Here is a 24,219-nt window from a genome sequence, read left to right on the forward strand (position 1 = left end):
TAGATACCGTCTTACCCGTCATCTCGCAATGGCTAGCTGCGGGTCAAAGGGTTTGCCGGATTTGAGTACGCCGTAAGCGATGCAAAGCAGCTTGCGCATGGCCGCGCAGACGATCTGTTTGCCGGCCTTGCCTCGTGCCTTTAGCCGCTTGGCCATCGCTCGGATCGCGGCGTTGTGGGTCAGGGAGACTACTGCTGGCAGGTAAAGCCCTGCACGTAACACTGAAGAGCCCATCCGCGATATGCGCACATGCCCTTTGTGCTTCCCCGAGTCCTGCAGCTTAGGGTTCAAACCTGCAAAAGCCGTAACATCGCGACTGTCACCGAAACGTTGCATGTCGCCCAGCTCTGCCAGCAGCAACGTAGCGGTTCTGTCGGCAATGCCATCGATGCTTTTAAGCAAGTCGCGCTGGCCTCGTAGGTCATCGTTGTCATCGAAGTGCTGCTTGATCGCTTTCAGCGTCTCAGCGATCTGCTGGCGAATATGCTCAAGTACCGACCGAATCGACGCAGCGACTTTGACATCGCTGGTCACGTCCAGACGGTTCTGTTCCATGCGCTCCAACTCCTGAAGATCCTTCAGACGATGATTCAGGGCTTTGAGGCGCTTGATCTCCGGTTGCTCGGGCTTCCAGGCACGCAACTTATGCTGATGCAGATGGCCATAATCGGCAATCAGCTTGGCGTCCACCTTGTCGGTCTTCACGCGCTGCAACTGGCTGCGGGCATAAAGCGCAATCTGCGTCGGATTCAATACGCAGATCTTATAGTCATGCTCGTACAACCATTCAGCCAGCGCTTCGTGATAGATGCCGGTCGCCTCCATCACGATCCAAGCCTGCGGTTCAGCATGCTTGCCCAACCATTGCAGCAGAACTTTAAAGCCCTTCGGGTCGTTGCTCAGCTTGGCCTTGGTGCGATGCTTGCCATTGGCCTGAAGGGTCGCGATGTCGAAGGTGTGCTTGGCGATGTCGATACCCACAACTGTGCTCATCTCCTCCTCCTTTGGGTAGCTGATCGTCACTGCATCCGTCCAACCTTGTTTATGCGAGCTCGAGGCTCTGGATACCGTTCGGACTTACTGGATGAGTGCGGAGGAGCGCAGCGCAATCTACGTTACAGGCTCAAGGCTTCAGGGCGTACTCGGCTTGCAACTCCTCCCCCGATGATCAGTCGGGAACCATAGCCTCACTGAAAGGCTTTGGTCGAGATACAAGGGCGTACTCGCGGAGCAGTACGCCGTTTGTGGGAGTATTGGACGTGAGCCGTGGCGCCGAACTGGGCATGGCCCGGCGGACTGTTCGCTGGCGCTCCTGAGTCCGCCCTACGGCTGCTCCCATAAAGCGCGTAAGAGTCCCATGGAGTAACCGCAGGTTCAGGCGCGTGCAGAGCCCGCCCAGGAGGGCGAGCGGAATCGTCGTGGAAGAGGTCGAGCGACATGGATGTCGCGAGAGCCGCGATGGGCCAGGGATGGCCCACCGTCGGTGGGCCGCATCCGGTCGGGCCTCTGGAGCGGCGATGGAGTGAGCGAACCCTCGCGCAGCGAGGGCCGGATGATCGGGCGGAGGGTTTTGGTTACTTTTGCCCTACAAAAGTGACTCGCCCGGGAGGGCGAAACAAAAAACCTCAACAAAAACGCGGCAATTCGGAACAAACACCCGAGCAACCAACACAAAAACTTGTCAGTCCGCTATCAACAAGCCCCCGTGAAAACCCCGACCGCAAACGCGGTCGGAGTTTCTGAAGGAGGAGAATGTTTCAGGAATGGCTCAGTTGCGACTCGCTCAACTGATGCTCTTCCCCCGCATAGTAAGCCCGCACCCGTGGGTTCATCACCGCGCGCCAGAGCGGTGGGATCACCGCCAGTACCACCATCCCGGCATAGCCGTTGGGCAACTGCGGGCTGTCGTCGAAATGGCGCAGCACCTGATAGCGACGCTTGGCGTAGGCATGGTGGTCGGAGTGACGCTGCAGGTGAAAGAGAAACAGATTGGTCAGCAGGAAGTTGCTGTTCCACGAGTGACGCACATTGGTGCGCTCGTAGCGACCGTTGTCCAGTTTGCGCCGGTGCAGGCCGTAATGTTCGACGTAGTTGACGATCTCCAGCAGGGTGAAGGCCATCGCCGCCTGGCCGAGGAAGAACAGCGCGCCCAGCCAGCCCAGGGCCAGGGTGAAGCCGAGCAGCATCAGCGCACTGAGCGCGTACCACCAGATCAGCTCGTTGCGCCAGTGCAGGGCAGGCAAGCCGCGCCGGCGCAGGCGCTCGGCCTCCAGCTTCCAGGCGTTGAGGAAGTTGTGCTTGTAGGCGTGTGGCAGGAAGGCGTACAGGCTCTGGTCGTAACGCGATGACGAGGCGTCTTCCGGTGTCGAGACGTGTACGTGGTGCCCGCGCACGTGCTCGACCTTGAAGCCGGCGTAGCACACCGCGGCCAGCAACAGGCCGCCGGCGTTTTGTTCCAGCGCCGGATCCTTGTGGATCAGCTCGTGCGATACGGTGATACCGATGGCACCCATTACCGTGCCCACCGACATGATCCAGCCAAGCCGGCCGACCCAGCTCCAGGCCTCATAGTTGACGAACACCCAGGCACTCCAGGCCAGCATGCCCAGTAACAGAGGGACGCAAGCCAGAGTCAGTAGACGGTAGTAGCGTTGCGCCTCCAGGGCGGGCACTTCGCTACCTTCTTCGGGGTTCGCCGGGTCGCGGCCGACGATGAAGTCCAGCAGCGGAATCACGCCGAACACCAGGCTGATCACCATCCAGGCCCAGGCATCGGCATGCGCGCTGCCGAGCGAACAGTAGTAGCTGAAGGGGATGCCCAGAACCGGGATCAGCCAGAACCAGTAGCCGATCTTCTTCAGAGTGATCATCCAATGCGAGGGCAGGCGCTCGAACATGGTCGTTTCCTTGCTGTCAGGTTTTTGTTGTGGCTTTGTAGGATTGTAGGACAACGATTTTCCGTGACTACCTCTGCAGGCCCGACCTTTAGGAGGGTGATAGCGGTGTCGCGAGGCTTGGCCCGTTACCGCCCTGTGCTACACTCGCCGCCAGCTTTTTCTGGCCCGCCAACCCTGGCGGCCAACCTGTGGGCCGCCGCAGGCAGCGCCAAGCAACGTACCCGGCGTTGTGCGCGTTCGCCCAGCCGTGACAGCGCTCCCAGACTCGAACGACTGCCCCCTGAATCGACGTAAATAAGGAATGTCATGACGTTCAAGGCCCCGGACAGCCTCGCCGAGCAAATTGCCCATCACCTGGCCGAACGCATCATTCGCGGTGAACTCAAGGAGCGTGAGCGCATCCAGGAGCAGAAGGTCACCCAGGCGTTGAACGTCAGCCGGGGGTCGGTGCGTGAAGCGCTGCTGATCCTCGAGCGTCGCCATCTGATCGTGATCCTGCCGCGCCGTGGCGCCCAGGTGACCGAACTTACCCCGCACAAGGTGCAGAGCCTCTACGCGCTGATGATCGAGCTGTACATCCTGCTGGCCCGCGCGGTGATCGAGCGCTGGCAGACGGACAGCGACCTGGCGCCCTTCCTGCAGATCCAGCAGCGTTTGCTGGAAAGCCTGCAGGGCGGCGATATCGACGCCTTCGTCGCGGGCAGCTTCGACGTCATGCGTGCGGCGTTCCCCTTCGCCGACAACCCTTACCTGCAGGAGATTCTGGAAAACCTGTTGCCGGCCATCAGCCGCACCTACCACCTGGCGCTGGAGCGGCGCAAAGGCGAAATGGGCCAGTTCATGGGTACCTTCGCCAGCCTGCTGCAAGCGATCATCGCTCGTGACGAGGTGCGCGCCTGCCAGGTGCTGCGCGCCTATGGCGAGCATAATTGCCGGCTGGTGCTGGCCGCCCTGGCCGAGCGTTGAGCCCAGATGCGCCTCAAGAGCATCAAGCTGGCCGGCTTCAAGTCCTTCGTCGACCCGACGACGGTGAGCTTTCCCAGCAACATGGCGGCGGTAGTCGGGCCCAACGGCTGCGGCAAGTCCAACATCATCGATGCCGTGCGCTGGGTGATGGGCGAAAGCTCGGCGAAGAACCTGCGCGGCGAGTCGATGACCGACGTCATCTTCAACGGTTCCAACACGCGTAAGCCGGTGACCCAGGCCTCCATCGAACTGATCTTCGATAACAGCGACAACTCGCTGGTGGGCGAATACGCTGCCTTCGCGGAAATCTCCATCCGCCGTCGGGTCACCCGCGACGGGCAGAACACCTATTTCCTCAATGGCACCAAGTGCCGCCGCCGCGACATCACCGACATCTTCCTCGGCACCGGCCTGGGGCCGCGCAGCTATTCGATCATCGAGCAGGGCATGATCAGCAAGCTGATCGAGGCCAAGCCCGAGGAGCTGCGCAACTTCATCGAGGAAGCCGCCGGCATCTCCAAGTACAAGGAACGCCGCCGCGAAACCGAGAATCGCATCCGCCGCACCCAGGAGAACCTGGCGCGCCTGACCGACCTGCGCGAGGAGCTGGAACGCCAGCTCGAACGCCTGCACCGTCAGGCCCAGGCAGCGGAGAAATATCAGGAATACAAGGCCGAGGAGCGTCAGCTCAAGGCGCAACTGCTGGCCCTGCGCTGGCAGGGCCTGAACCAGCAGGTGGGCAGCCGCGAGCAGGTGATCGGCGACCAGGAGGTGGCCTTCGAGGCCCTGGTGGCCGAGCAGCGCAGCGCCGATGCCAGCATCGAGCGCCTGCGCGACGGCCATCACGAACTCTCCGAGCGTTTCAACCTGGTGCAGGGTCGCTTCTATTCGGTGGGGGGCGATATCGCCCGCGTCGAGCAGAGCATCCAGCACGGCCAGCAGCGCCTGCGTCAGTTGCAGGACGATCTGCGCGAGGCGGAAAAGGCGCGCCTGGAAACCGAATCGCACCTGGGCCACGACCGCACCCTGCTGGCCACCCTGGGCGAAGAGCTGGAAATGCTCCTGCCCGAGCAGGAGATGACCGCCGCCGCCGCCGAGGAATCCGCCGCCAGCCTGGAAGAGGCCGAGGCCGCCATGCATGGCTGGCAGGAGCAGTGGGACGGCTTCAACCAGCGCAGCGCCGAGCCACGCCGCCAGGCCGAGGTGCAGCAGTCGCGCATCGCCCAGTTGGAACAGAGCCTGGAGCGTCTGAGTGAGCGCCAGCGCCGGCTGAACGAAGAGCTGCAGCAACTGGCGGCCGACCCGGAAGACGCTGCCATTCTCGAACTGAACGAGCAGCTTGCCGCTGGCGAGCTGGAGCAGGAAGCCCTGCAACTGGCCGAAGAGCAGCAGGCCGAGCGCTTGCAGCAATTGCGCGAGGAACTGCAGCAGGCCGGTCAGGCCCAGCAACAGGCGCAAGGCGAACTGCAACGGCTGAACGGCCGCCTGGCTTCGTTGGAAGCGCTGCAACAGGCGGCGCTCGATCCGGGGCAGGGTGCCGGCGAGTGGTTGCGCGAGCAGGGCCTGCAACAGCGCCCGCGCCTGGCCGAAGGGCTGCGCGTCGAGTCCGGCTGGGAGCTGGCGGTGGAAACCGTGCTGGGCGCCGACCTGCAGGCCGTGCTGCTGGATGATTTCGCCGGCCTGGAGTTCTCCACGTTGGAGCAGGGCGAACTGCGCCTGGCCAGCCCTGCCACGGGCGGTACGCGCCGTGCCGGCAGCCTGCTGGACAAGGTGGAATCGAATCACGACCTGGCGCCTTGGTTGGCCAGCGTGCGCCCGGTGGAGTCGCTGGAGCAGGCCCTGGCCGCCCGTGCCCAACTGGCCGAGGGCGAAAGCCTGATCAGCCGTGACGGTTACTGGGTCGGCCGGCATTTCCTGCGGGTGCGCCGCGCCGCCGAGGCGGACAGTGGCGTGCTGGCCCGTGGTCAGGAGCTGGAGCGTCTGCAGCTTGAGCGCGAGGAACGCGAAGCCGCGTTGGCGCAACTGGATGAGCGTCTGCTGGGGCTGCGTGACGAACAACGTCTCCAGGAAGAACAGCGTGAGCAGCAGCGTCGCCAAGGCCAGGAGTTGGCGCGGCAACTGAGTGAGTTGAAGGCAAAACTCTCCGCCAGCCAGGCCAAGGCCGAGCAACTGGGCCTGCGCCGCCGCCGGCTGCAGGACGAGTTGCAGGAAGCGGCCGAGCAGCGCGAGATCGAACAGGAACAACTGGGCGAGGCGCGCCTGCAACTGCAGGACGCGCTGGACGCCATGGCTCTGGATAACGAGCAGCGCGAAAGCCTGCTGGCCAGCCGCGACAGCCTGCGCGAGCGCCTCGACCGCGTGCGCCAGGAAGCCCGTCAGCACAAGGATCACGCCCATCAACTGGCGGTGCGCGTCGGTTCGCTCAAGGCCCAGCACGACTCCACCCGCCAGGCTCTGGAACGCCTGCAACTGCAGGCCGAGCGCCTGCACGAGCGGCGCGAGCAACTGTCGCTGAACCTGGAAGAGGGCGAGGCGCCACTGGAAGAGCTGCGCATCAAGCTCGAAGAGCTGCTCGAACGGCGTATGGCGGTGGACGAGGAGCTGCGCCAGGCGCGCCTGGCCCTGGAAGACGCCGACCGTGAACTGCGCGACGCCGAGAAGCGCCGCACCCAGGCCGAGCAGCAGGCGCAACTGCTGCGCAGCCAACTGGAACAGCAGCGCATGGATTGGCAGTCGCTCAACGTACGGCGCAAGGCCCTGGCCGATCAGCTCGCCGAGGACAACTACGACCTGCACGGGGTGATCGCCATGTTGCCGGCCGAGGCCACGGAGAGCGCCTGGGAAGAAGAACTGGAGCGCATGGCCGCGCGCATCGCTCGGCTCGGGCCGATCAACCTGGCGGCCATCGACGAATATCAGCAGCAATCCGAACGCAAGCGTTATCTGGACGCGCAGGACGCCGATCTGGTGGAAGCGCTGGAAACCCTGGAAAACGTCATCCGCAAGATCGACAAGGAAACGCGCAACCGTTTCAAGGACACCTTCGATCAGATCAATGGCGGTTTGCAGGCACTCTTTCCAAAAGTTTTCGGTGGCGGCAACGCTTATTTGGAACTCACCGGCGAAGATTTACTCGATACGGGGGTGACCATCATGGCGCGGCCCCCGGGCAAGAAGAACAGCACCATCCATTTGCTCTCCGGTGGAGAGAAAGCGCTGACTGCGTTGGCTCTGGTGTTTTCCATCTTCCAGCTCAATCCGGCGCCGTTCTGCATGCTGGACGAAGTGGATGCGCCGCTGGATGACGCCAACGTCGGTCGCTATGCGCGGCTGGTCAAGGAAATGTCGGCAACGGTGCAGTTCATCTACATCACTCACAACAAGATCGCCATGGAAATGGCCGATCAACTGATGGGGGTCACCATGCACGAGCCGGGCTGCTCGCGTCTGGTGGCAGTGGATGTCGAAGAGGCCTTGGCCATGGTGGAGAGTTGATGCGTCTGCCTGTGTAAAGTTGCCGTTCGTCGTGCTAGTTTATTGCCCACTTTTGTTACACGCGGAAAACGTCAGGCAGAACATGGAGTTGGCACCGCGTTTTATAGTCGAGTTGTGATCCGATTGTCGGGATCTTTTTTTCACCAGAATTATCAAGGGTCAGGTATTACATGGAATTCGGTCTGCGCGAGTGGCTGATCGTTATTGGCATCATCGTCATCGCTGGCATTCTCTTCGACGGCTGGCGCCGCATGCGCGGTGGCAAGGGCAAGCTCAAGTTCAAACTCGATCGCAGCTTCGCCAATATGCCCGATGACGACAGCGACCCGGATCTGCTCAGTCCGCCGCGTGTGGTGCAGCGCGATCACGAGCCGCAACTGGACGAAGACGACCTGCCGTCGATGAGCGCCAGGGACTTGCCGCGCCGCCCGCGCAACGAGCCGCAGCAGGGCGACCTCAATCTGGCCGTCGACGAGCCGGTGCCAACCCTGCTCAACCCGGTCGACGACGAACCCAAGGAACCGAAGAAAGCCGCCAAGCCGGCTGCCGAGGCTGCACCGGTGGAAGAGGTGCTGGTGATCAACGTGGTGGCCCGCGACGACTTCGGCTTCAAGGGCCCGGCACTGCTGCAGAATATTCTGGAAAGCGGCCTGCGTTTCGGCGAAATGGACATCTTCCATCGCCACGAGAGCATGGCCGGTAATGGCGAAGTGCTGTTTTCCATGGCCAATGCCCTCAAACCCGGCACCTTCGACCTGGACGACATCGAAGGTTTCAGCACCCGTGCGGTGAGCTTCTTCCTCAGCCTGCCCGGCCCGCGTCATCCCAAGCAGGCCTTCGACGTGATGGTCGCCGCCGCACGCAAGCTGGCCCACGAACTGGGCGGCGAGCTGAAGGACGACCAACGCAGCGTGATGACCGCGCAGACCATCGAACATTACCGCCAGCGCATCGTCGAATTCGAGCGTCGGCAGTTGACCCAGAAACGCTGAAGAGCAGCGGCAAGCTGCAAGCCCCAAGTTGCAAGCCGAGCGCTTGGCTTGGGGCTTTTTCGTTCTTGCCGCTGGAAGCTTGTCGCTTGAGGCTTATGTGATGACCGACGCCGCCCAACGTATTTCCGCCCTGCGCCAGGAGCTGGACACGCACAACTACCGCTATTACGTGCTGGACGAACCGAGCATTCCCGATGCCGAGTACGACCGTCTGTTCCGTGAGTTGCAGGCCCTGGAGGCCGAGCACCCGGAGCTGGTGACACCGGACTCGCCGACTCAGCGCGTCGGTGGCGAGGCCATCAGCGCCTTCGGCGAGGTGCGCCATGAGGTGCCCATGCTCAGCCTGGGCAACGCCTTCGAGGAGAATGACCTGCTCGCCTTCGATCGCAGCGTGCAGAGCGGCCTTGGCCTCTCCGGCGCTGACCTGTTCAGTGGTGGTGCCGAGGTGGAGTACACCTGCGAGCCCAAGCTCGATGGCTTGGCGGTGAGCCTGCTGTACGAGAACGGCCAACTGGTGCGGGGCGCCACCCGTGGCGATGGCACCACGGGCGAGGACATCAGTGCCAACGTGCGCACCATTCGCAATGTGCCGCTCAAGCTGCAGGGCGAGGGCTGGCCGCAGGTGCTGGAGGTGCGCGGCGAGGTGTTCATGCCCAAGAGTGGTTTCGAGGCGCTCAACGCACGCCAGGCCGAAAGCGGCGGCAAGACCTTCGCCAACCCGCGCAACGCCGCCGCCGGCAGCCTGCGCCAGCTCGACCCGAAGATCACCGCCAGCCGCCCGCTGGAGTTCTGCTGCTATGGCGTCGGCCAGGTCAGCGGCGAACTGCCCGGCACCCAGGTGGCCATGCTGCAACAGCTCAGGGCCTGGGGCATTCCCATCAGCCGCGAGCTGAAGTTGGCCAAGGGGGTGGCAGCCTGCCTGGACTACTACCGCGATATCGGCGACAGGCGCATGAGTCTGGAATACGACATCGACGGTGTGGTGTTCAAGGTCAACAACATCGAAGACCAGCAGCAACTGGGCTACCGTGCGCGCACGCCGCATTGGGCCATCGCGCACAAGTTCCCGGCGCAGGAAGAACTGACCGAACTGCTCGACGTGGAGTTCCAGGTCGGCCGCACCGGCGCGGTGACCCCCGTGGCGCGCCTCAAACCGGTCAAAGTGGCCGGGGTGATGGTGGCCAACGCCACCCTGCACAACATGGACGAGGTGGCGCGCCTGGGGGTGATGATCGGCGACACGGTGATCATTCGCCGCGCCGGCGACGTGATCCCGCAGGTGATGGCCGTGGTGCCCGAGCGCCGCCCGGAGGATGCGCGGCCCGTGCATATCCCCGAGCAGTGCCCGGTGTGCGGCTCGGCGGTGGAACGCACGCAACTGATCAAGCGCAGCAAGGGCAAGGAGTCGGTCAGCGAGGGTTCGGTGTATCGCTGCGTCGGCCGTCTGAGCTGCCAGGCGCAGCTCAAGCAGGCCATCATCCACTTCGTTTCGCGCCGCGCCATGGATATCGAAGGCCTTGGCGACAAGACCATCGAGCAACTGGTGGACGAGAAGCTGATCGCCTCGCCAGCCGACCTGTTCAAGCTGAGCTTCGAGCAGATCATCGGTCTGGAAGGCTTCGCCGAGGTGTCCAGCAACAAACTGCTGGCGGCCATCGCGGACAGCAAGCGGCCGACCCTGGCGCGTTTCATCTACGCCCTCGGCATTCCCGATGTCGGTGAGGAAACCGCCAAGGTGCTGGCTCGTTCCCTGGGTTCGCTGGCGCGTATCCAGCAGGCTCTGCCCGAAGTGCTCACCTACCTGCCGGATATCGGCCTGGAGGTGGCGCACGAGATTCACAGCTTCTTCGAGGATGGGCACAACCGGCAGGTGATCGAGGCGTTGCTGGGCGAGTGTGGCCTGCAACTGCAGGAAGAGGGCGAGCTGGGTGCCGAATTCAGCGCCGTCGCCACCCTGGGCGGCCTGCTCGACAAGCTGAACATTCCCACCGTTGGCCCGGGTGCGGCGCAAAAGCTGGCCGAGCGTTTCGGTAGCCTGGAAGGTGTGCTCGAGGGCGACTGGCTGGACATGCGCCAGGCTCTGCCGGAGCGGCAGGCCAAGGCCGTGCGGGAATTCTTCGACAACGTCGAGAACGCTCAGCGTGCCCGCGCCATCGAGCAGCAGTTGCGCGACTTCGGCATGCACTGGCAAAGCGAGAAGAAGGTCGCCGAAGGCCTGCCCCTGGCCGGTCAGACCTGGGTGTTGACCGGCACCCTGGAGGTCATGAGCCGCGACGTGGCCAAGGGTAAGCTGGAAAGCCTGGGGGCCAAGGTGGCCGGTTCGGTATCGGCCAAGACCCACTGTGTGGTGGCAGGCCCTGGCGCCGGCTCGAAGCTGGCCAAGGCTAGCGAGCTGGGGGTGAAGGTGCTGGACGAGGCGCAGTTCCTCGACCAGCTCAAGGCCTATGGCATCGAGCCATAGGCTCAGATAAGGCTTTGGCCGAGCGCGAGCCCCCGGTAATCCTGTAGGGGCGAGTTCTGCTCGCGAAAAAGCGTTCGCGAGCAGAGCTCGCTCCTACGGAGTTTGTTCAAGCAGAACCGTAGCCTGGATGCAATCCAGGAAAATAGGCCGGGCCCCGATGCCTGCCAGATAAGGGCTTCACCGCTGCCGCGAAGATTGAGGCAAACCCATGGCCAAGCGGCTTAGCGCTCGCCGCGCGGGCTGGTCAGGGTCTTCTGGCGCAAGATGTAGATGCTCACACAGATAGCGCTGGTGAGCATGAAGGTACGGGCCCAGAAGTGCGGCACCAGATAGCTGGACAGGGCGATGCTCGACCACATCAGCACCAGGCTGTAGACCTTGGCCTTGAGTGGAATGCCCTCGCCAGCGAGGTAGTCGCGGATCCACGGGCCAAGCTTCGGGTGTAGCACCAGCCACAGGTAGAAGCGCCGTGAGCTGCGCATGAAGCAGGCAGCGGCCAGCAGCAGGAAGGGGGTGGTCGGCATCACCGGCAGGAAGATGCCGATGACCCCCAGGGCGACACTCAGCCAGCCGACCGCCAGCAGCGCGTAACGCACGCTGCGGTGACGGCTTTCGCGCACTTCGCGAGGCATGGCCGAGCGGGAGGGATCAGTGGCGCGGCTTGAGCAGGGCGGGTTTTTCTTCCGGGGCCTGGCACAGCAGGAAGAGGGCGGTGAGCAGTTCGGGAATCTGCTCGACCATGCTGTCCACCAGATCGTGGTCACGGGCGATTTCGGCGAATTCCTGCTGCTCGTCGAACAGGCCGGAGCCGACCATGATCGGCAGCAGCAGCTCGCTGACCTCGTCTTCGGCATCCTCGAACCAAACCGCTTCACGCAGGAACACCCCTTCCATGAAGCCGATGCACCAGCCACGCAGGTCGGAGTCGTCCGGCTCGTCGCCGAGGTCGAGGTCGCAAGGCAGCTCCGGCTCCTCTTCGCCGGCCAGTTGGCGGGCGATATGGGCCTTGAGGTGCACCAGCGTGTTTTCGATCTCTTCACGCTCGACATCGCTGCGATAGTGCGGCGGTTCGGCGAACAGCGCATCGATCCACTCGCGCTCGGGCACCTGCTCGGGGCAGATGGCCAGGGCCGTCAGATAGCCATGGGCGGCCACGTAGTCCAGCGCTTCTTCATGCAGTTCGTCGGCATCGAGGAAGGCTTGCAGGCGGGACAGTTGCTCGGCGAAGGACATCGTGGCGTTACCTTGAGGCTGAATGCGAGGCTGGATTCTATCAGGCTGAAGGAAAACTACCTACGCCGCGATGTCGAGGCCATCGGGCAGGGCGTTGCCCTGCACGGGGCCAGAGTACGGCATAATGCGCGGCTGGATTTCGGAGGCCTTCATGCTCGACCACGCCATGCGCATTCTCAAAGACGTTTTCGGCTACGACGCCTTTCGTGGCAACCAGGCCGCGATCATCGAGCGTGTGGCCGCTGGCGGCGATGCCCTGGTGCTGATGCCCACCGGCGGTGGCAAGTCGCTATGCTTCCAGGTGCCGGCGCTGATGCGCGAGGGCCTGGCGGTGGTGGTGTCGCCCTTGATCGCGCTGATGGACGATCAGGTCGCCACCCTCGACGAGCTGGGTGTGGCCGCTGTGGCGCTGAACTCCACCCTGAGCGCAGAGGAGCAGCGCGAGATAGCCGAGCGCATCCGCCGCGGCGAGATCAAGATGCTCTACCTGGCCCCCGAGCGCCTGGTGCAGCCGCGCATGCTGAGCTTCCTGCAGTATCTGCAAATCGCCCTGTTCGCCATCGACGAGGCCCATTGTGTGTCGCAATGGGGCCACGATTTCCGCCCGGAATACCTGCAGCTCGGCCAGCTTGCCGAGCTGTTCCCGCAGGTGCCGCGTATCGCCCTGACCGCCACGGCGGACAAGCGCACCCGCGAGGAGATCGTCCAGCGTCTGCACCTGAACGACGCCGAGCGCTTCCTTTCCAGCTTCGACCGGCCGAACATCTTCTATCGCATCCAACCCAAGGACAATCCGCGCAAGCAGTTGCTGACCTTCCTCGCCCCGCGCAAAGGCGATGCCGGCATCGTCTACTGCCTGTCGCGCAAGAAGGTGGAGGAGGTGGCTGAATTCCTCAGTGCCCAGGGCTACCCGGCGTTGCCTTATCACGCCGGGCTGGCCAATGACCTGCGTGCCTATCACCAGAAGCGCTTCCTCAACGAGGAAGGGCTGATCATGGTGGCCACCATCGCCTTCGGCATGGGCATCGACAAGCCCAACGTGCGCTTCGTCTGCCATCTCGATCTGCCCAAGTCGCTGGAGGCCTACTACCAGGAAACCGGCCGCGCTGGCCGTGATGGGCTGCCGGCCGACGCCTGGATGGCCTACGGCCTGCAGGACGTGATCTTTCTCAAGCAGATGCTGGCCAATTCCGAGGGTGACGAGCGCCACAAGCGCATCGAGCAGCACAAGCTCGACGCCATGCTGGCGCTGTGCGAGGAGCCACGCTGTCGGCGTCAGGCGTTGCTGGCCTATTTCGACGAGGAACTGCCCCAGCCTTGTGGGCACTGCGACAACTGCATCGATGACGTACAGACCTGGGATGCCACCGAGGCCGCGCGCCAGGCCTTGTCGGCCATCTACCGCAGTGGCCAGCGCTATGGCGTCGGCCATCTGGTGGACATCCTCCTCGGGCGTGACAACGAAAAGATTCGCAGCGCCGGTCATCAGCACCTGGCGGTGTTCGGCATGGGCAAGGCACGCAGCGAGAGCGAATGGCGCACCCTGTTCCGCCAACTGGTGGCGCGCGGCCTGGCCGACGTCGACCTGGAAGGCTTCGGCGGCCTGCGCCTGACCGAGGCCTGCCGGCCCTTGCTGCGTGGCGAGGTGAGCCTGCAACTGCGTCACGATCCCAAGCCGGCGCAGAGCGCCAAGGCCTCGTCCTCCGGTAGTGCTGCCAGCCAACTGGTGCGCAGCCATGAACGCGAGATGTGGGAGGCGCTGCGCAGCCTGCGACGCAAGCTGGCCGAGGAGCACAGCGTGCCGCCCTACGTGATCTTCCCCGATGCCACGCTGCTGGAGATGCTGCGCAGCCAGCCTGGCTCGCTGAGCGAAATGGCCGAGGTCAGCGGTGTCGGTGCGCGCAAGCTGGAGCGCTACGGCCAGGCCTTTCTCGATGTGCTCAACGGCAGCGAAGAAGCGCCTGCGCCCGCGCCGGTCGCCGATCTGCGTCATGAACTGGTCAGCCTGGCCCGTGCCGGCATGACCCCGGCGCAGATCGCCAGTCAGCTGAACTGCAGCGAGCGCAACGTCTACAGCCTGCTGGCCGAAGCCATCGGCGAGCAGCAACTGAGCCTGGAGCAGGCGCTGGATCTGCCCGAGGAACTGCTCGGCGAGATCCAGGACGCCTTCCTCGACGGCGAGGGCGAACTGCCCCCGGTCAGCGCCATCGCGCCGCTGTTCGCCGGGCAGGTGCCGGAGGCCGTTCTGCATTGCGTGCGGGCCGCCTTGCAGGCGGAATTCGAGGGCTGACGTTCTGTCATTGCCCGTACCCTGCTAAGGTATGCTGAAGCTCCCGTAGAGTGAGATACCTGTGCCGACCTATCGCGCTTGGCTCAACGACATCCGCCCCAGTCCCTATGCCGATCAGTTGAACATGGGTTTCCGTGGCCTGCGTTTCGTCCGTGGGCTGGAGGCCGAATATCGAACCCATCTGCTGGAAGAGCTTTTCGAGCTCAAGCGTATCGCCCTGAGCATGGGGGTGCTCATCTGGGTGGTACTGGCGGTGCTGGACAGCTTCATGATCCAGGGTGTGCACCTGTGGTGGATGCTCGCTGTGCGTCTGCTGGTGCTGATCATCCTGCTGGTCTGTGGCGCGCTGATCCTGCAGCGCCGACATTTCCATCTGCTGCAGCCGCTCAGCCTGCTGTGCATCCTGGCGCTGGGCATCGGCACTGCGCTGGACATCGGCATCGCACACCGGGTCGACCCGCATTACCCCTATGAAGGCCTGTTTCTGGTGAGCATGGCCGCCTACTTCCTGGTGGGGTTGCGCCTCACCGAGGCGGTGATCTGCGCATCGCTGGTGCTGCTGGTGTACGTCCTGGTCGAGATCTGGGCTGGCTTGCCACCAGCGCGTCTGCTCAACAACCTGTTGCTGCTGGTGGTCGGCAACCTGATGGGGGCGGTCGGCTGCTATCTGCTGGAATACAAGTCGCGCGAGCATTTTCTGGTCAGCAACCTGCTGCAGTTGCTGGCCGATCACGACAGCCTCACCGGCTTGCACAATCGGCGCAGCTTCAACCGCCATTTCGAGCGCATTTGGCGGCAAGCGCAGCGCAATGGCCAGTCCCTGGCCCTGCTGCTCTGCGATATCGACCATTTCAAGGCCTACAACGACCGCTATGGCCATCAGGCCGGCGATCGCGCCTTGCAGCAGGTTGGCGCCCTGATCGAGCAGGCTGCCCGCAGGCCACTGGATATGGCGGTACGCCTGGGGGGCGAGGAGTTCGGCCTGTTGCTGTTCGACATCAACGCCGAGGAAGCCCTGCTGCGCGCCGAGTCCTTGCGCCAGTCCGTTACCGAGGCGGCCATCGAGCACCTGGCTTCGGATACCGCCCAGGTGCTGAGCCTGTCCATCGGCGTCGCGGCCATCACCCCGGGCAGCGGCCAGGAACTCAGTCACCTGTATGCCCATGCTGACCGTGCCCTCTACGAGGCCAAGGCCTTCGGTCGTGACCGGGTAGCGAGCTGATCCGCAGCATCTGAAACGCGCCGCGACAAAAGGCAGGCTTGCTCTGAAGCCGAGGTTATGGCTAGCTGGCTAATAATTAGTTTTTGACCTTTGTAAGAGCCGATTCACTCATGTCCTACCCTGATCAACATCGTTTCGCCATGCAAGTCGCTCAACTGTCACGCGCCTGGCGCTCCGAACTCGACCGCCGTTTGGTTGGCCTTGGCCTGTCCCAGGCACGCTGGCTGGTGCTGTTGCACCTGGCACGTTTCGCGGAAATGCCCACCCAGCGAGAGTTGGCGCAGAGCGTCTGCGTCGAGGGGCCGACCCTGGCGCGCCTGCTCGACAGCCTGGAAGCGCAGGGGCTGGTGAGCCGCGTGGCGGTACCCGAAGATCGCCGAGCGAAGAAGGTGGCATTGCAGCCCAAGGCGCAGCCGTTGATCGAGAAGATCGAGGCGATTTCCACCCAGCTACGTCAGGAGGTCTTTGCTGGTATTGACGAAGAGGATCTGCGTCGTTGCCAGCAGGTGCATGCCCGGGTTCTGGCCAACCTGCAGAAGTCGTGAATGGGCGGCTCGTCGTAACTGAGCAATTGCTCGCCAAACCAAAGAGTAAGCACAACCATTCGGCAGGCCGGTGGTTTTGGTGTCCATTTTTTGACATAAAGCGCTTGATGGTGCCTGGCTTTCGTCGGCAAACTGGTGGCATTGTGCTGTTTTGTGAAGCAGTCGTCACTGGAGTGAGGCGAGGCCAACAGGCTTCTGCGCTCCTGAAGTGCTGTCCTATCGTTTCGTAAGCTACTCTTCTGGCAAGGGAAAGCCATGACAGGAAGTCCGAAGGTGCTGTGCGAAGTGTAAACCGTGGAGGTCAAATGGCTCGGATGCGTCAGTTGGTTTTGGGAGTGGCCTCGGGCTCCGCTCTCTATTCCGGTATGGTGCCGGCATTAGGGTTGGGCGAGATCACCCTGCACTCTGCGCTGAGTCAGCCGCTGGATGCCGAGATCGAGTTGCTGCAGGTCGGTGACCTGAGCACCTCGGACATGAAGGTGCGCTTGGCGCCTGCCGATGTCTTCACGCGTTCTGGGGTCGAGCGTTTCTATTTCCTCAACGACCTGCGTTTCACGCCGATTCTCGATGGTTCGCGCAATGTCATTCGGGTGGTGTCCAGCAAGCCGGTACGCGAGCCATACCTGAACTTCATCGTCGAGGTGGCGCGCCCCAACGGCCAGCTCTATCGCGAGTACACCGTACTGCTCGACCCGCCCGGTTCGACGGCCTACAGCAGCAGCGCAGCCAGCATCGCTGCGGTGCCGCAGGCGTCCGCGCCCAAGGCTGTCGCCGTGGCCACGACGAACAAGACCCCCATGCCGAGCAGAATGCCGCCAGCCATTCTGGGCCAGCGTTACCGCGTGCAGCGTGGCGACAGCCTCTGGCGCATCGCCTCCAGTCTGGTCAAGGCCGGCAGCCCGGCCAGCCGCGAAGCGCTGATGGAGGATATCTTCGCTCTCAACCAGAGCGCTTTCGTCGGGGGCAATCGAAATCGCCTGCGGGTCGATCAGAACCTGCTGTTGCCGGATTCTGCCGCACCTGCCGCTGCGCCAGTGGGGCAGGCTCCAGTCGCGCAGCCCACTACACCCTCTGCCACGGCTCCAGCGGTGCAGGCGCCAGTCACGCAGCCAGCTACATCATCTGCCACAGAACCAGCGGTGCAGGCCCCTGCGTCGGCTACCGTGACGCCCGAAGCACCTGCCGCAGATACCACCAATGCCGTGCAGGACAGCCCTGCCGAACAGGTGGTGGGAGCCCCGTCTGCCGAGGTCGTTCCCGGTGTGGCGCCGGCCATGCCCAGCGAGGCGGTGGCCCAGGTCAACGAGCAATTGCAGGAAGTATCCGAGCAGAACGCCCAGTTGCAGTCGGCACTGGCGCAGATGCAGAGCCAGTTGGAAGAGCTACGCCAGCAGATGGCGGAAAAGGATCGCCAGTTGCAGGCGATCTCCCAGGAGGTGGCGCAGCGCCCGCCAGCCGAGGCTGCGACGCAGGCAGAAACCGACGCCGCTGCCAACAGCTCGACCCTAGGCTGGAGTTTCTGGCTGGTGGCTGGTTTGCCACTGCTTGGTCTGGCTCTGTTCGGCTTGCTGGTGGCCTATCGGCGCAAGGCCGAAGAACAGCCTTCGGAACCGGTCAAGGAGACACCTGCGGCTGCCGTTGCCGAACCTGTACCCGCGCCGGTCAGCCGCGCGGTGGCCGCTCAGCCGGTGGCTGAGCCCGATCCGCTGGAGGGGGCCAATGTCTACATCGCCTATGGCCGTTTCGCCGAGGCCGCCAGTGCTCTGCGCCGTTCCATCGAACAGCATCCGCAGCGTACCGATCTGCGTCTGCGCCTGTGCGAGGTGTACGGTGAGCTGGCCGATGAGCCGGCTTTCCTTGATCAGCAAAAGGCGCTGCTCGAGTTGGGGGTTCCGGCTGCGCAAATCGAACCGATCCGGGCGCGTTACTTCTCCAACTCTGCCGTCGCATCCGCTTCTGCCGTGGCTGCCGCGAGCCATCAGGCAGTCGCGCCGGAGCCGCTGGTCGACGGCGATTACCAGCTCAACCTCGATGACTTCTCGCTGGATGCCGACTGGGATCTGGTCAGCCCGTTCAAGGCCGAAACCCCTGAACGGCTGAAGAAGAAAGCGCAGCAGGAGGCTCAGGAAGCCGAAGTCGATGAGCATTTCTCCAGCAACCTGCAGGAGTTGCCCCAGGTCTTCGAGATGGACGAAGAACACGCCGCAGCCGAGGCTGCCCCGGTGGACGAATACGTGCTCGACGAGCAGTTCCTCGACGCCTTCGATGAGGGCGAAGAGCCGCCGCTGCATGGCATGGATATCGAAGAGCTGGCCGGTGATCCCGAACACATGACTAAGCTCAACCAGGCGCTGGCTTACATCAAGCAGGGCGATATCGAGCAGGCCTGCGACATCCTCAACGAGGTGATCGACGAGGGGGACGAGCAGGAAAAGCAGGCCGCGCGCCAGCTACTCGCTGAGATCGCCTGACTCCCGCTGTTCGGGGGGCGCCTGACCTGAACGTCTGAGTTCCTCGAGGGCTCTCTAGAAAACCCGATGCAGGTTCTGGCATCGGGTTTTCTTATTGGGCGGTGTATTGGGTGGGGCGTGATACTGGACTGGGAAGTTTGTGTGAGTGCTCGGTGATTTTCGGTGTTCAGGCTGCTTATTGGCGTTCTGCTGATGTTTCCTGTTTCGCCCTCCCGGGCGAGTCACTTTTGGGGCAAAAGTAACCAAAACCTCCGCCCTTTCATCCGGCCCTCGCTGCGCGAGGGTTCGCTCACTCCATCGCCGCTCCAGAGGCCCGACCGGATGCGGCCCACCGACGGTGGGCCATCCCTGGCCCATCGCGGCTCTCGCGACATCCATGTCGCTCAACCTCTTCCACGGCGACTCCGTTCGCCCTCCTGGGCGGGCTCTGCACGCGTCTGAACCCTAGGTAACCCAGAATTGGCGTGGAGTGCTTGAACATGGGTCAGCCTTAGGGCTGACCAGAATGCCGGCTGAAAGCCGGCAAGCTATCCAGGCGAATGAAACTACATGAATGAAAGTTTTGGTTTAACTCGACGCCCCATCGCGACTTCACCAGAACACTGCGTGCAACACCTGGCATGCCAGTTCGTTCAGGCGCGCAAATTCCCCCTTCAGGAGGCCGAACGTAGGCATTGCGCAGGGGGCGAGCGGCATGGATGCCGCGAGAGGCGTAATGGGCCAGGGATGGCCCATGTACGCCGACCCCGGAGCAGTGCCGGAGTGAGGGAAGTCGAGCGAAGCATGACGGGGACGCCTAGTTCCGGATGGCGGGGGTGCGTTTCTTTTGCTTACTTTTCTTTGCGCTGGGCGGCATTCCGATTTCAAAGAAAAGTGAGTCGCCCGAGGGGGCGAAACCCGGAATCTCTGAATACACCGCAGCGGCGTCCAAAACACCGAGCAACCAGAAACTCCCCAGTCCAGTATCAGAACCCTCAACCCTCTGGCATCAAAAACTCTTACCCAGATTCAGATACAACGCCTTTTCCCGCTCATCGTTGAACCCATAACTGAAATTCAGCGGGCCGAGTGGCGTGTCGAGGCCGAGGAAGACGCTGGCGGCGTTGATGTAGCCGCTGTCGAAGGCATTGTCGTTGTTCCAGGCGCGGCCACGCTCCAGCGACAGACCCAGGTACAGCGGGAAGTCCAATGGCAGCAACGAGTGCTGGGTCAGGCGGCGGTAGTAGACCAGGCGCGCCAGCGCCACGTTCTGCCCGCTCAGGGCATCCTGGCGGAAGCCCGACAGCTCCTGGGCACCACCGAGGACGAAGCCGGAGGTGACCACGTCGGCTTCGTCCAGGGTGCGTCCATAGCGGCCGCCGAAGATCCAGGTGTTGCGCTCGTGGCTGAAGGCTTTGTTCAGCTCCAGCTCCCACTGGCGGTAGTCCTGATCGGAGTCCAGGCTCTTGTCGTACTGGCGCAGCAGCAGGCCGATCTCCTCACCCTGGCGGGGGAAGTCGACGTTGTCCAGGGTGTCGAAGGAGTACTTGAGTTCGTAGTAGCCCTCGCTGAAGCTGAAGCTGGGCAGATCGCGCTCACCAACCCGCACGTCCGCTTCGCCCCAGGCCTGGCCGATGCCGAAGCGGATCTCGCCGTTGTTGGCGATCTGCCGGCCCAGATTCAGGCCATAGCCGTAACGTTCCAGACGGTACTCGGCGATGGGGTCGTTATCCAGGATGGATTCGATGTTGCGCGCCTCGGCGGACAGATAAGGCGCGACGAAGTAGCGCGAGCCGGAATCCAGTGGTTGGTAGAACTCGCTGTAGAGCTCCTGGCGATCCCCCAGTTGCACCCGGGTCAGCCACTCGGCGCCCAGTTCGTTGATGCCGTTGATGCGGTAGCTGGCGCCGATGTTGAAGACGCTGTCGCCGCGCATGTCGTCGGCCAGGTTCAGGCCCAGACGCAGGTAGTCGGTGCCGGTGCGCCGGCCGCGGGCGTCGATCACCAGTGCGCTGCCGCGATCCTTGAGCGGGGTGATGCGGTATTGCACGCGCTCGAAGTAGTCCAGGCCGTAGAGCGTGCCCATGTCCTTCTGCAGGCGTTCGAGATCCAGCGGCTGGTTCAGCGGCTGGCGAATGTGGCTGAGGATCACCGCGTCACCCACCTTGGAATCGTTGACCACGCGGATTTCGCGGATCAGCGGGTTGCGTTGCTCGCGCGAACGGGCCACGGCCAGCGCTGGGTTGCCACCTCCCGGGCGGGCGAAGCGCGCCAGGGGTTCGGCCAGGGCCTCGGTGGCGCGGTAGCCGGCATCGATCATCTGCTCGGCGCGGTCGAAGTCGGCCACGCCGAAACCGGCCAGGGGCGGGGTGATCAGCAGGTCGTTGGTGGTCAGGGTCTTGAGCTGCTCTTCGGAGTTCTTGCGGGTCATCAGGGTGATCGACTGGTTCATCACGTCGACCACGGTGACCAGCTCCTTCACCGGGCGCAGGGGCGTGCCGAGATCCACCACTATGACCCGGTCGACGCCCATCTGCCGCGCCACGTCGATGGGGATGTTGTTGACCATGCCGCCGTCCACCAGCAGGTGGCCGTCCAGCTCCACCGGGGCGAACACCGCCGGGATCGACATGCTGGCGCGCATCGCCTGGGGCAGGTGGCCGCTGCGTAGGATCACCTGCTCGCCGGTGGCGATGTCGGTGGCCACGGCGCGGAAGGGTATGGGCAGGCGGTCGAAGTCGCGGGTGTCGCTGCGATGCACCAGCAGGCTCTCCAGGAGCATGGCCAGGTTCTGCCCCTGGATCATGCCCAGCGGCAGGCCGAGGCTACCGTCGTCGCGGAAGCTGAGTTTCTGCTTGATGAGGAAGTCGCGGTCGTCCTGCTTGCGGCGGAAGGGCACGTCCTCCCGTGGCGGCGAGTCGGACAGCGCCTGCTGCCAGTCCAGCTCCAGGGCCAGGCGCTGCAGCTCCTCGACGCTGTAACCCGAGGCGTACAGGCCGCCTATGATGGCGCCCATGCTGGTGCCGGCCACGGCATCGATGCGAATGCCCTGACGCTCCAGCGACTTGAGCACGCCGATGTGCGCCAGGCCACGGGCGGCGCCACCGGAGAGCACCAGGCCGACGCGTTCCTCGGCCATGGCTGGCAGGCCGAGCAGTGTGGAGAGGGTGAGCAACAGGGCAAGCAGACGAGACATGACGAATACCGGATGAGGCGAACGCAAAGGCGGCTATTATAGGCATCCGCTTCGCCATACCGAGCCCGCCCATGTCCGATCACAAGCCGGAAATCGTCATTACCTATTGCACCCAGTGCCAGTGGCTGCTGCGTGCCGCCTGGCTGGCTCAGGAGTTGCTCAGCACCTTCGCCGAGGAGCTGGGCCGAGTCAGCCTGGAGCCGAGCAGCGGTGGCACCTTTCGCATCCTCTGCAATGGCGTGCAGATCTGGGAGCGCAAGGCCGACGGCGGCTTCCCCGAGGCCAAGGTGCTCAAGCAGCGCGTGCGCGACCTGATCGACCCAGGCCGTGATCTGGGCCACAACGACCGCGTCACCCACTGAGCGGCCGTCGTGGCTGTGCCTCAATAACCGCTGGGCTCGGCGCTGCGTTGGCCCAGGCTGTGGCTGAGCGCAGCTCGGGCCTCGTCCTTGAGCAGGCGGTTGCCAGCCACGTAGCGCACGATCCACGGCAGCTTCCGCACCTGGCCACCGCCGAGTCGCGCCAGCACGTAGGCCATGGCGCATTTCTCGAACAGCTCGGCATTGAACAGCATGCGGTTGCGGGTCACGCCGAGGATCAGCAGGCGTCCGTCCACCAGGCCGCCGTTGCCGCCCTTGGCCAGGGCCGCCTGCAGGTGCTCGGCACGGGTGGGTTGCCAGCAGTGTCCGAGGTGCCGTGCCTGTTCGTCGAAGATGCCTGGCATGGCTTCGCCCAGGCCTTGCAACTGCAGGCTCCAGCGTGGGCTCAGGGAGGCGATGACCCCGGCATCCTGGCGCAGGCGATAGGCCTGGGCGTGCAGGGCGGCGGTGCCATTGCCTGGGTTGGCCAGCTCCAGCGTGCGAGGCAGCTCGCCAGGTTCGACGAAGAGCATCTGCCCCTGGCCGGGAATGCGCAGCGACAGCGCATCCCCACTGCGGTTGAGCAGGCCCTTGCCGCTCAAGCGTGAGGCGGCCTGGATGATTTCTTCTTGCATGCTCACACCACCAGTTTGAAGACGTCCTCGAAGCGGTTAAGCGCCTCGTCGACGATGTCATCGGTATCCGCCGCGCTGGTGTACAGCCGGCTGCCGGCCAGGGTCACCAGGCCGTGGGCCATGTAGGCGGCGCCCATTTCTTCCATCATGTGCTTGCGCGGGTTGACTTCGCGCATCAGTTGGATCGGGTTACGCACGTTGAGCAGCAACACGCCGGAAGTCTGCAGGTGCACCACCGAGCCCTGGTTGTAGACCACATAGGGCAGGCCGAGGCGGTTTACGATCTCGTTCAGGCCGGCGGTCATGCGGTCACCGGCGCGCCCGGCCACGGCCGGGGCGTTGCGTTTTTCCATCTCCACCAGGCTGTGGTAACCGGCCACGCAGGACAGCGGGTTGGCGGTCAGGGTGCCGCCGACGAAGGCGCGTTTGGTCTGCTTGCCGCCGATACCGCCGGCCAACAGCATCATCACCTCGCGGCGGCCGCCGATGCCGCCGGCCATGGGGTAACCGCCGGTCAGGCATTTGCCGAAGATGGTCAGATCCGGCATGACGCCGAAATACCCCTGGGCCCCGCCCATGCCGACGCGGAAGCCGCTGACCACCTCGTCGAAGATCAGCAGGGTGCCGAACTCGTCGCACAGCTTGCGCAGGTTGGCGTTGAAGTCCTTGCGTGCCGGGCGGGTGCCGCTTTCCGGGCCGAGCGGCTCGACGATGATGGCCGCGGTGCCGCCGCGCAGGCGGTTGATCCAGAGGCGACGGCGGATGGCGGCGAGGTCGTTGGGGAAGCTTTCCTGGGTGTAGTGCGTCGCGCCACCAGGGATGCCCACGGCCTCGCGCCGGCCAGTGCCGGGGATGCGCATGCCGTAGACCATCTGGTCGCTCCAGCCGTGGTAGGCGCCGCCGATCTTGATCACCCATTTCTTGCCGGTATAGGCCCGCGCCAGGCGGATCGCGCCCATTACCGACTCGGTGCCGGAGGCGAGCATGCGGAACATCTCCACCGAGGGCATGTGGCGGCAGACCAGCTCCGCCAGCTTGACCTCGTACTCGTGCAGCAGGCCGGTGGAGGGGCCGCATTCGCGCAGGGTCTCGATGACCTTTTCCTGCACCACCGGGTCGTTGCTGCCGAGCAGGGTCGGCCCGCCGGCCTGGAGAAAGTCGATGTAACGGTTACCGTCGACATCTTCCAGATGTGCGCCCTGGGCGCTCTTCATGGCCAGCGGGAAGGGGTAGTTGAAGGCCAGGTTGTGCTGGATGCCGCCAGGGATGAACTGGCCGGCAGCGCTGGCCAGCGCCTTGGAGGTAGCGCATTTGCTGTTGAAATAGTCGTGCACCTTGTCCATATGCTCGCGGCGGATCGGCCGGATTGGCTGCTTGATCAGCGCCTTGAGGCGAGCGTCGACGGCATCGGTGTCCGGCCATTGGGAGATGCCGGAGGCGGTCTGCGGAATCGGGGTGGAAGCGTTCATGGGGATTAT

General features: G+C 63.8%; 16 protein-coding genes. 9 read left to right on the forward strand and 7 right to left on the reverse strand.

Features of this window, described 5'->3' with window-relative positions; genetic code table 11:
• Positions 1–18: 18 nt before the first annotated feature.
• Both OU800_RS10580 and OU800_RS10585 read right to left on the reverse strand, forming a co-directional pair.
• Positions 19–993: an IS110 family transposase gene (locus OU800_RS10580; protein ID WP_268179870.1), complete on the reverse strand. Its 975-nt coding sequence runs from the start codon at positions 991–993 to the stop codon at positions 19–21.
• Between the two features lie 764 nt (positions 994–1,757).
• Complete coding sequence (locus OU800_RS10585; RefSeq protein ID WP_268183595.1) at positions 1,758–2,897, reverse strand: alkane 1-monooxygenase; 1,140 nt, start codon at positions 2,895–2,897, stop codon at positions 1,758–1,760.
• A 306-nt stretch (positions 2,898–3,203) separates the two neighbouring features.
• Here OU800_RS10585 and OU800_RS10590 point away from each other — a divergent pair, with 306 nt between their 5' ends.
• From OU800_RS10590 to ligA, 4 genes are all read left to right on the forward strand, one after another.
• Positions 3,204–3,863, forward strand: coding sequence for a GntR family transcriptional regulator (locus OU800_RS10590; protein ID WP_268183597.1), 660 nt, complete (start codon positions 3,204–3,206; stop codon positions 3,861–3,863).
• Between the two features lie 6 nt (positions 3,864–3,869).
• A complete protein-coding gene (gene smc / locus OU800_RS10595; RefSeq protein WP_268183599.1) occupies positions 3,870–7,358 on the forward strand; it encodes a chromosome segregation protein SMC in 3,489 nt (1,162 codons plus the stop codon).
• A 170-nt stretch (positions 7,359–7,528) separates the two neighbouring features.
• The gene (gene zipA, locus OU800_RS10600; protein ID WP_268183601.1) at positions 7,529–8,350 is read left to right on the forward strand and encodes a cell division protein ZipA; all 822 of its coding nucleotides are present in this window, start codon (positions 7,529–7,531) and stop codon (positions 8,348–8,350) included.
• Positions 8,351–8,450: 100 nt separating this feature from the next.
• Entirely contained in the window at positions 8,451–10,811 is a 2,361-nt protein-coding gene (gene ligA / locus OU800_RS10605) for an NAD-dependent DNA ligase LigA (RefSeq protein WP_268183603.1), read from the forward strand.
• 221 nt (positions 10,812–11,032) lie between these two features.
• On the opposite strand, the gene OU800_RS10610 is transcribed toward ligA, so the two are convergent.
• Both OU800_RS10610 and OU800_RS10615 read right to left on the reverse strand, forming a co-directional pair.
• Positions 11,033–11,443 (reverse strand): YbaN family protein, encoded by a 411-nt coding sequence (locus OU800_RS10610; protein ID WP_268183605.1) that lies wholly within the window; start codon positions 11,441–11,443, stop codon positions 11,033–11,035.
• A 16-nt stretch (positions 11,444–11,459) separates the two neighbouring features.
• The gene (locus OU800_RS10615) at positions 11,460–12,044 is read right to left on the reverse strand and encodes a YecA family protein (RefSeq protein WP_268183607.1); all 585 of its coding nucleotides are present in this window, start codon (positions 12,042–12,044) and stop codon (positions 11,460–11,462) included.
• A 151-nt stretch (positions 12,045–12,195) separates the two neighbouring features.
• On the opposite strand from OU800_RS10615, the gene recQ reads away from it, so the two are divergent.
• The 4 genes from recQ (at position 12,196) to OU800_RS10635 (ending at position 18,572) form a co-directional block, all read left to right on the forward strand.
• Complete coding sequence (gene recQ / locus OU800_RS10620) at positions 12,196–14,334, forward strand: DNA helicase RecQ (protein ID WP_268183609.1); 2,139 nt, start codon at positions 12,196–12,198, stop codon at positions 14,332–14,334.
• Positions 14,335–14,395: 61 nt separating this feature from the next.
• A complete protein-coding gene (locus tag OU800_RS10625) occupies positions 14,396–15,556 on the forward strand; it encodes a diguanylate cyclase domain-containing protein (protein ID WP_442964749.1) in 1,161 nt (386 codons plus the stop codon).
• A gap of 110 nt (positions 15,557–15,666) precedes the next feature.
• Positions 15,667–16,101: a MarR family transcriptional regulator gene (locus tag OU800_RS10630; protein WP_268183611.1), complete on the forward strand. Its 435-nt coding sequence runs from the start codon at positions 15,667–15,669 to the stop codon at positions 16,099–16,101.
• A gap of 305 nt (positions 16,102–16,406) precedes the next feature.
• Positions 16,407–18,572, forward strand: coding sequence for a FimV/HubP family polar landmark protein (locus OU800_RS10635; RefSeq protein WP_268183613.1), 2,166 nt, complete (start codon positions 16,407–16,409; stop codon positions 18,570–18,572).
• A 988-nt stretch (positions 18,573–19,560) separates the two neighbouring features.
• Here OU800_RS10635 and OU800_RS10640 read toward each other — a convergent pair.
• Positions 19,561–21,747, reverse strand: a complete 2,187-nt coding sequence (locus OU800_RS10640; protein WP_268183615.1) for a patatin-like phospholipase family protein — start codon at positions 21,745–21,747, stop codon at positions 19,561–19,563.
• 71 nt (positions 21,748–21,818) lie between these two features.
• On the opposite strand from OU800_RS10640, the gene OU800_RS10645 reads away from it, so the two are divergent.
• Positions 21,819–22,109, forward strand: coding sequence for a SelT/SelW/SelH family protein (locus tag OU800_RS10645; RefSeq protein ID WP_268183617.1), 291 nt, complete (start codon positions 21,819–21,821; stop codon positions 22,107–22,109).
• A gap of 20 nt (positions 22,110–22,129) precedes the next feature.
• Here OU800_RS10645 and OU800_RS10650 read toward each other — a convergent pair whose 3' ends face one another.
• Together OU800_RS10650 and OU800_RS10655 are read right to left on the reverse strand one after the other, a co-directional pair.
• Complete coding sequence (locus OU800_RS10650) at positions 22,130–22,741, reverse strand: hypothetical protein (protein WP_268183619.1); 612 nt, start codon at positions 22,739–22,741, stop codon at positions 22,130–22,132.
• 2 nt (positions 22,742–22,743) lie between these two features.
• Positions 22,744–24,210 carry an aspartate aminotransferase family protein gene (locus tag OU800_RS10655; RefSeq protein ID WP_268183620.1) on the reverse strand — a complete coding sequence of 489 codons (1,467 nt, stop codon included), beginning with the start codon at positions 24,208–24,210 and terminating at the stop codon, positions 22,744–22,746.
• Positions 24,211–24,219 lie beyond the last annotated feature (9 nt).

Source organism: Pseudomonas sp. GOM7, from assembly GCF_026723825.1.
In the GTDB taxonomy this organism is placed as follows: domain Bacteria; phylum Pseudomonadota; class Gammaproteobacteria; order Pseudomonadales; family Pseudomonadaceae; genus Aquipseudomonas.

What these genes read in the sequence shown, in the direction of transcription:
- OU800_RS10580 (WP_268179870.1), bottom strand. Translation starts at nt 993, where the DNA reads ATGAGCACAGTTGTGGGTATCGACATCGCCAAGCACACCTTCGACATC.
- OU800_RS10585 (WP_268183595.1), bottom strand. Translation starts at nt 2,897, where the DNA reads ATGTTCGAGCGCCTGCCCTCGCATTGGATGATCACTCTGAAGAAGATC.
- OU800_RS10590 (WP_268183597.1), top strand. Translation starts at nt 3,204, where the DNA reads ATGACGTTCAAGGCCCCGGACAGCCTCGCCGAGCAAATTGCCCATCAC.
- smc (WP_268183599.1), top strand. Translation starts at nt 3,870, where the DNA reads ATGCGCCTCAAGAGCATCAAGCTGGCCGGCTTCAAGTCCTTCGTCGAC.
- zipA (WP_268183601.1), top strand. Translation starts at nt 7,529, where the DNA reads ATGGAATTCGGTCTGCGCGAGTGGCTGATCGTTATTGGCATCATCGTC.
- ligA (WP_268183603.1), top strand. Translation starts at nt 8,451, where the DNA reads ATGACCGACGCCGCCCAACGTATTTCCGCCCTGCGCCAGGAGCTGGAC.
- OU800_RS10610 (WP_268183605.1), bottom strand. Translation starts at nt 11,443, where the DNA reads ATGCCTCGCGAAGTGCGCGAAAGCCGTCACCGCAGCGTGCGTTACGCG.
- OU800_RS10615 (WP_268183607.1), bottom strand. Translation starts at nt 12,044, where the DNA reads ATGTCCTTCGCCGAGCAACTGTCCCGCCTGCAAGCCTTCCTCGATGCC.
- recQ (WP_268183609.1), top strand. Translation starts at nt 12,196, where the DNA reads ATGCTCGACCACGCCATGCGCATTCTCAAAGACGTTTTCGGCTACGAC.
- OU800_RS10630 (WP_268183611.1), top strand. Translation starts at nt 15,667, where the DNA reads ATGTCCTACCCTGATCAACATCGTTTCGCCATGCAAGTCGCTCAACTG.
- OU800_RS10635 (WP_268183613.1), top strand. Translation starts at nt 16,407, where the DNA reads ATGGCTCGGATGCGTCAGTTGGTTTTGGGAGTGGCCTCGGGCTCCGCT.
- OU800_RS10640 (WP_268183615.1), bottom strand. Translation starts at nt 21,747, where the DNA reads ATGTCTCGTCTGCTTGCCCTGTTGCTCACCCTCTCCACACTGCTCGGC.
- OU800_RS10645 (WP_268183617.1), top strand. Translation starts at nt 21,819, where the DNA reads ATGTCCGATCACAAGCCGGAAATCGTCATTACCTATTGCACCCAGTGC.
- OU800_RS10650 (WP_268183619.1), bottom strand. Translation starts at nt 22,741, where the DNA reads ATGCAAGAAGAAATCATCCAGGCCGCCTCACGCTTGAGCGGCAAGGGC.
- OU800_RS10655 (WP_268183620.1), bottom strand. Translation starts at nt 24,210, where the DNA reads ATGAACGCTTCCACCCCGATTCCGCAGACCGCCTCCGGCATCTCCCAA.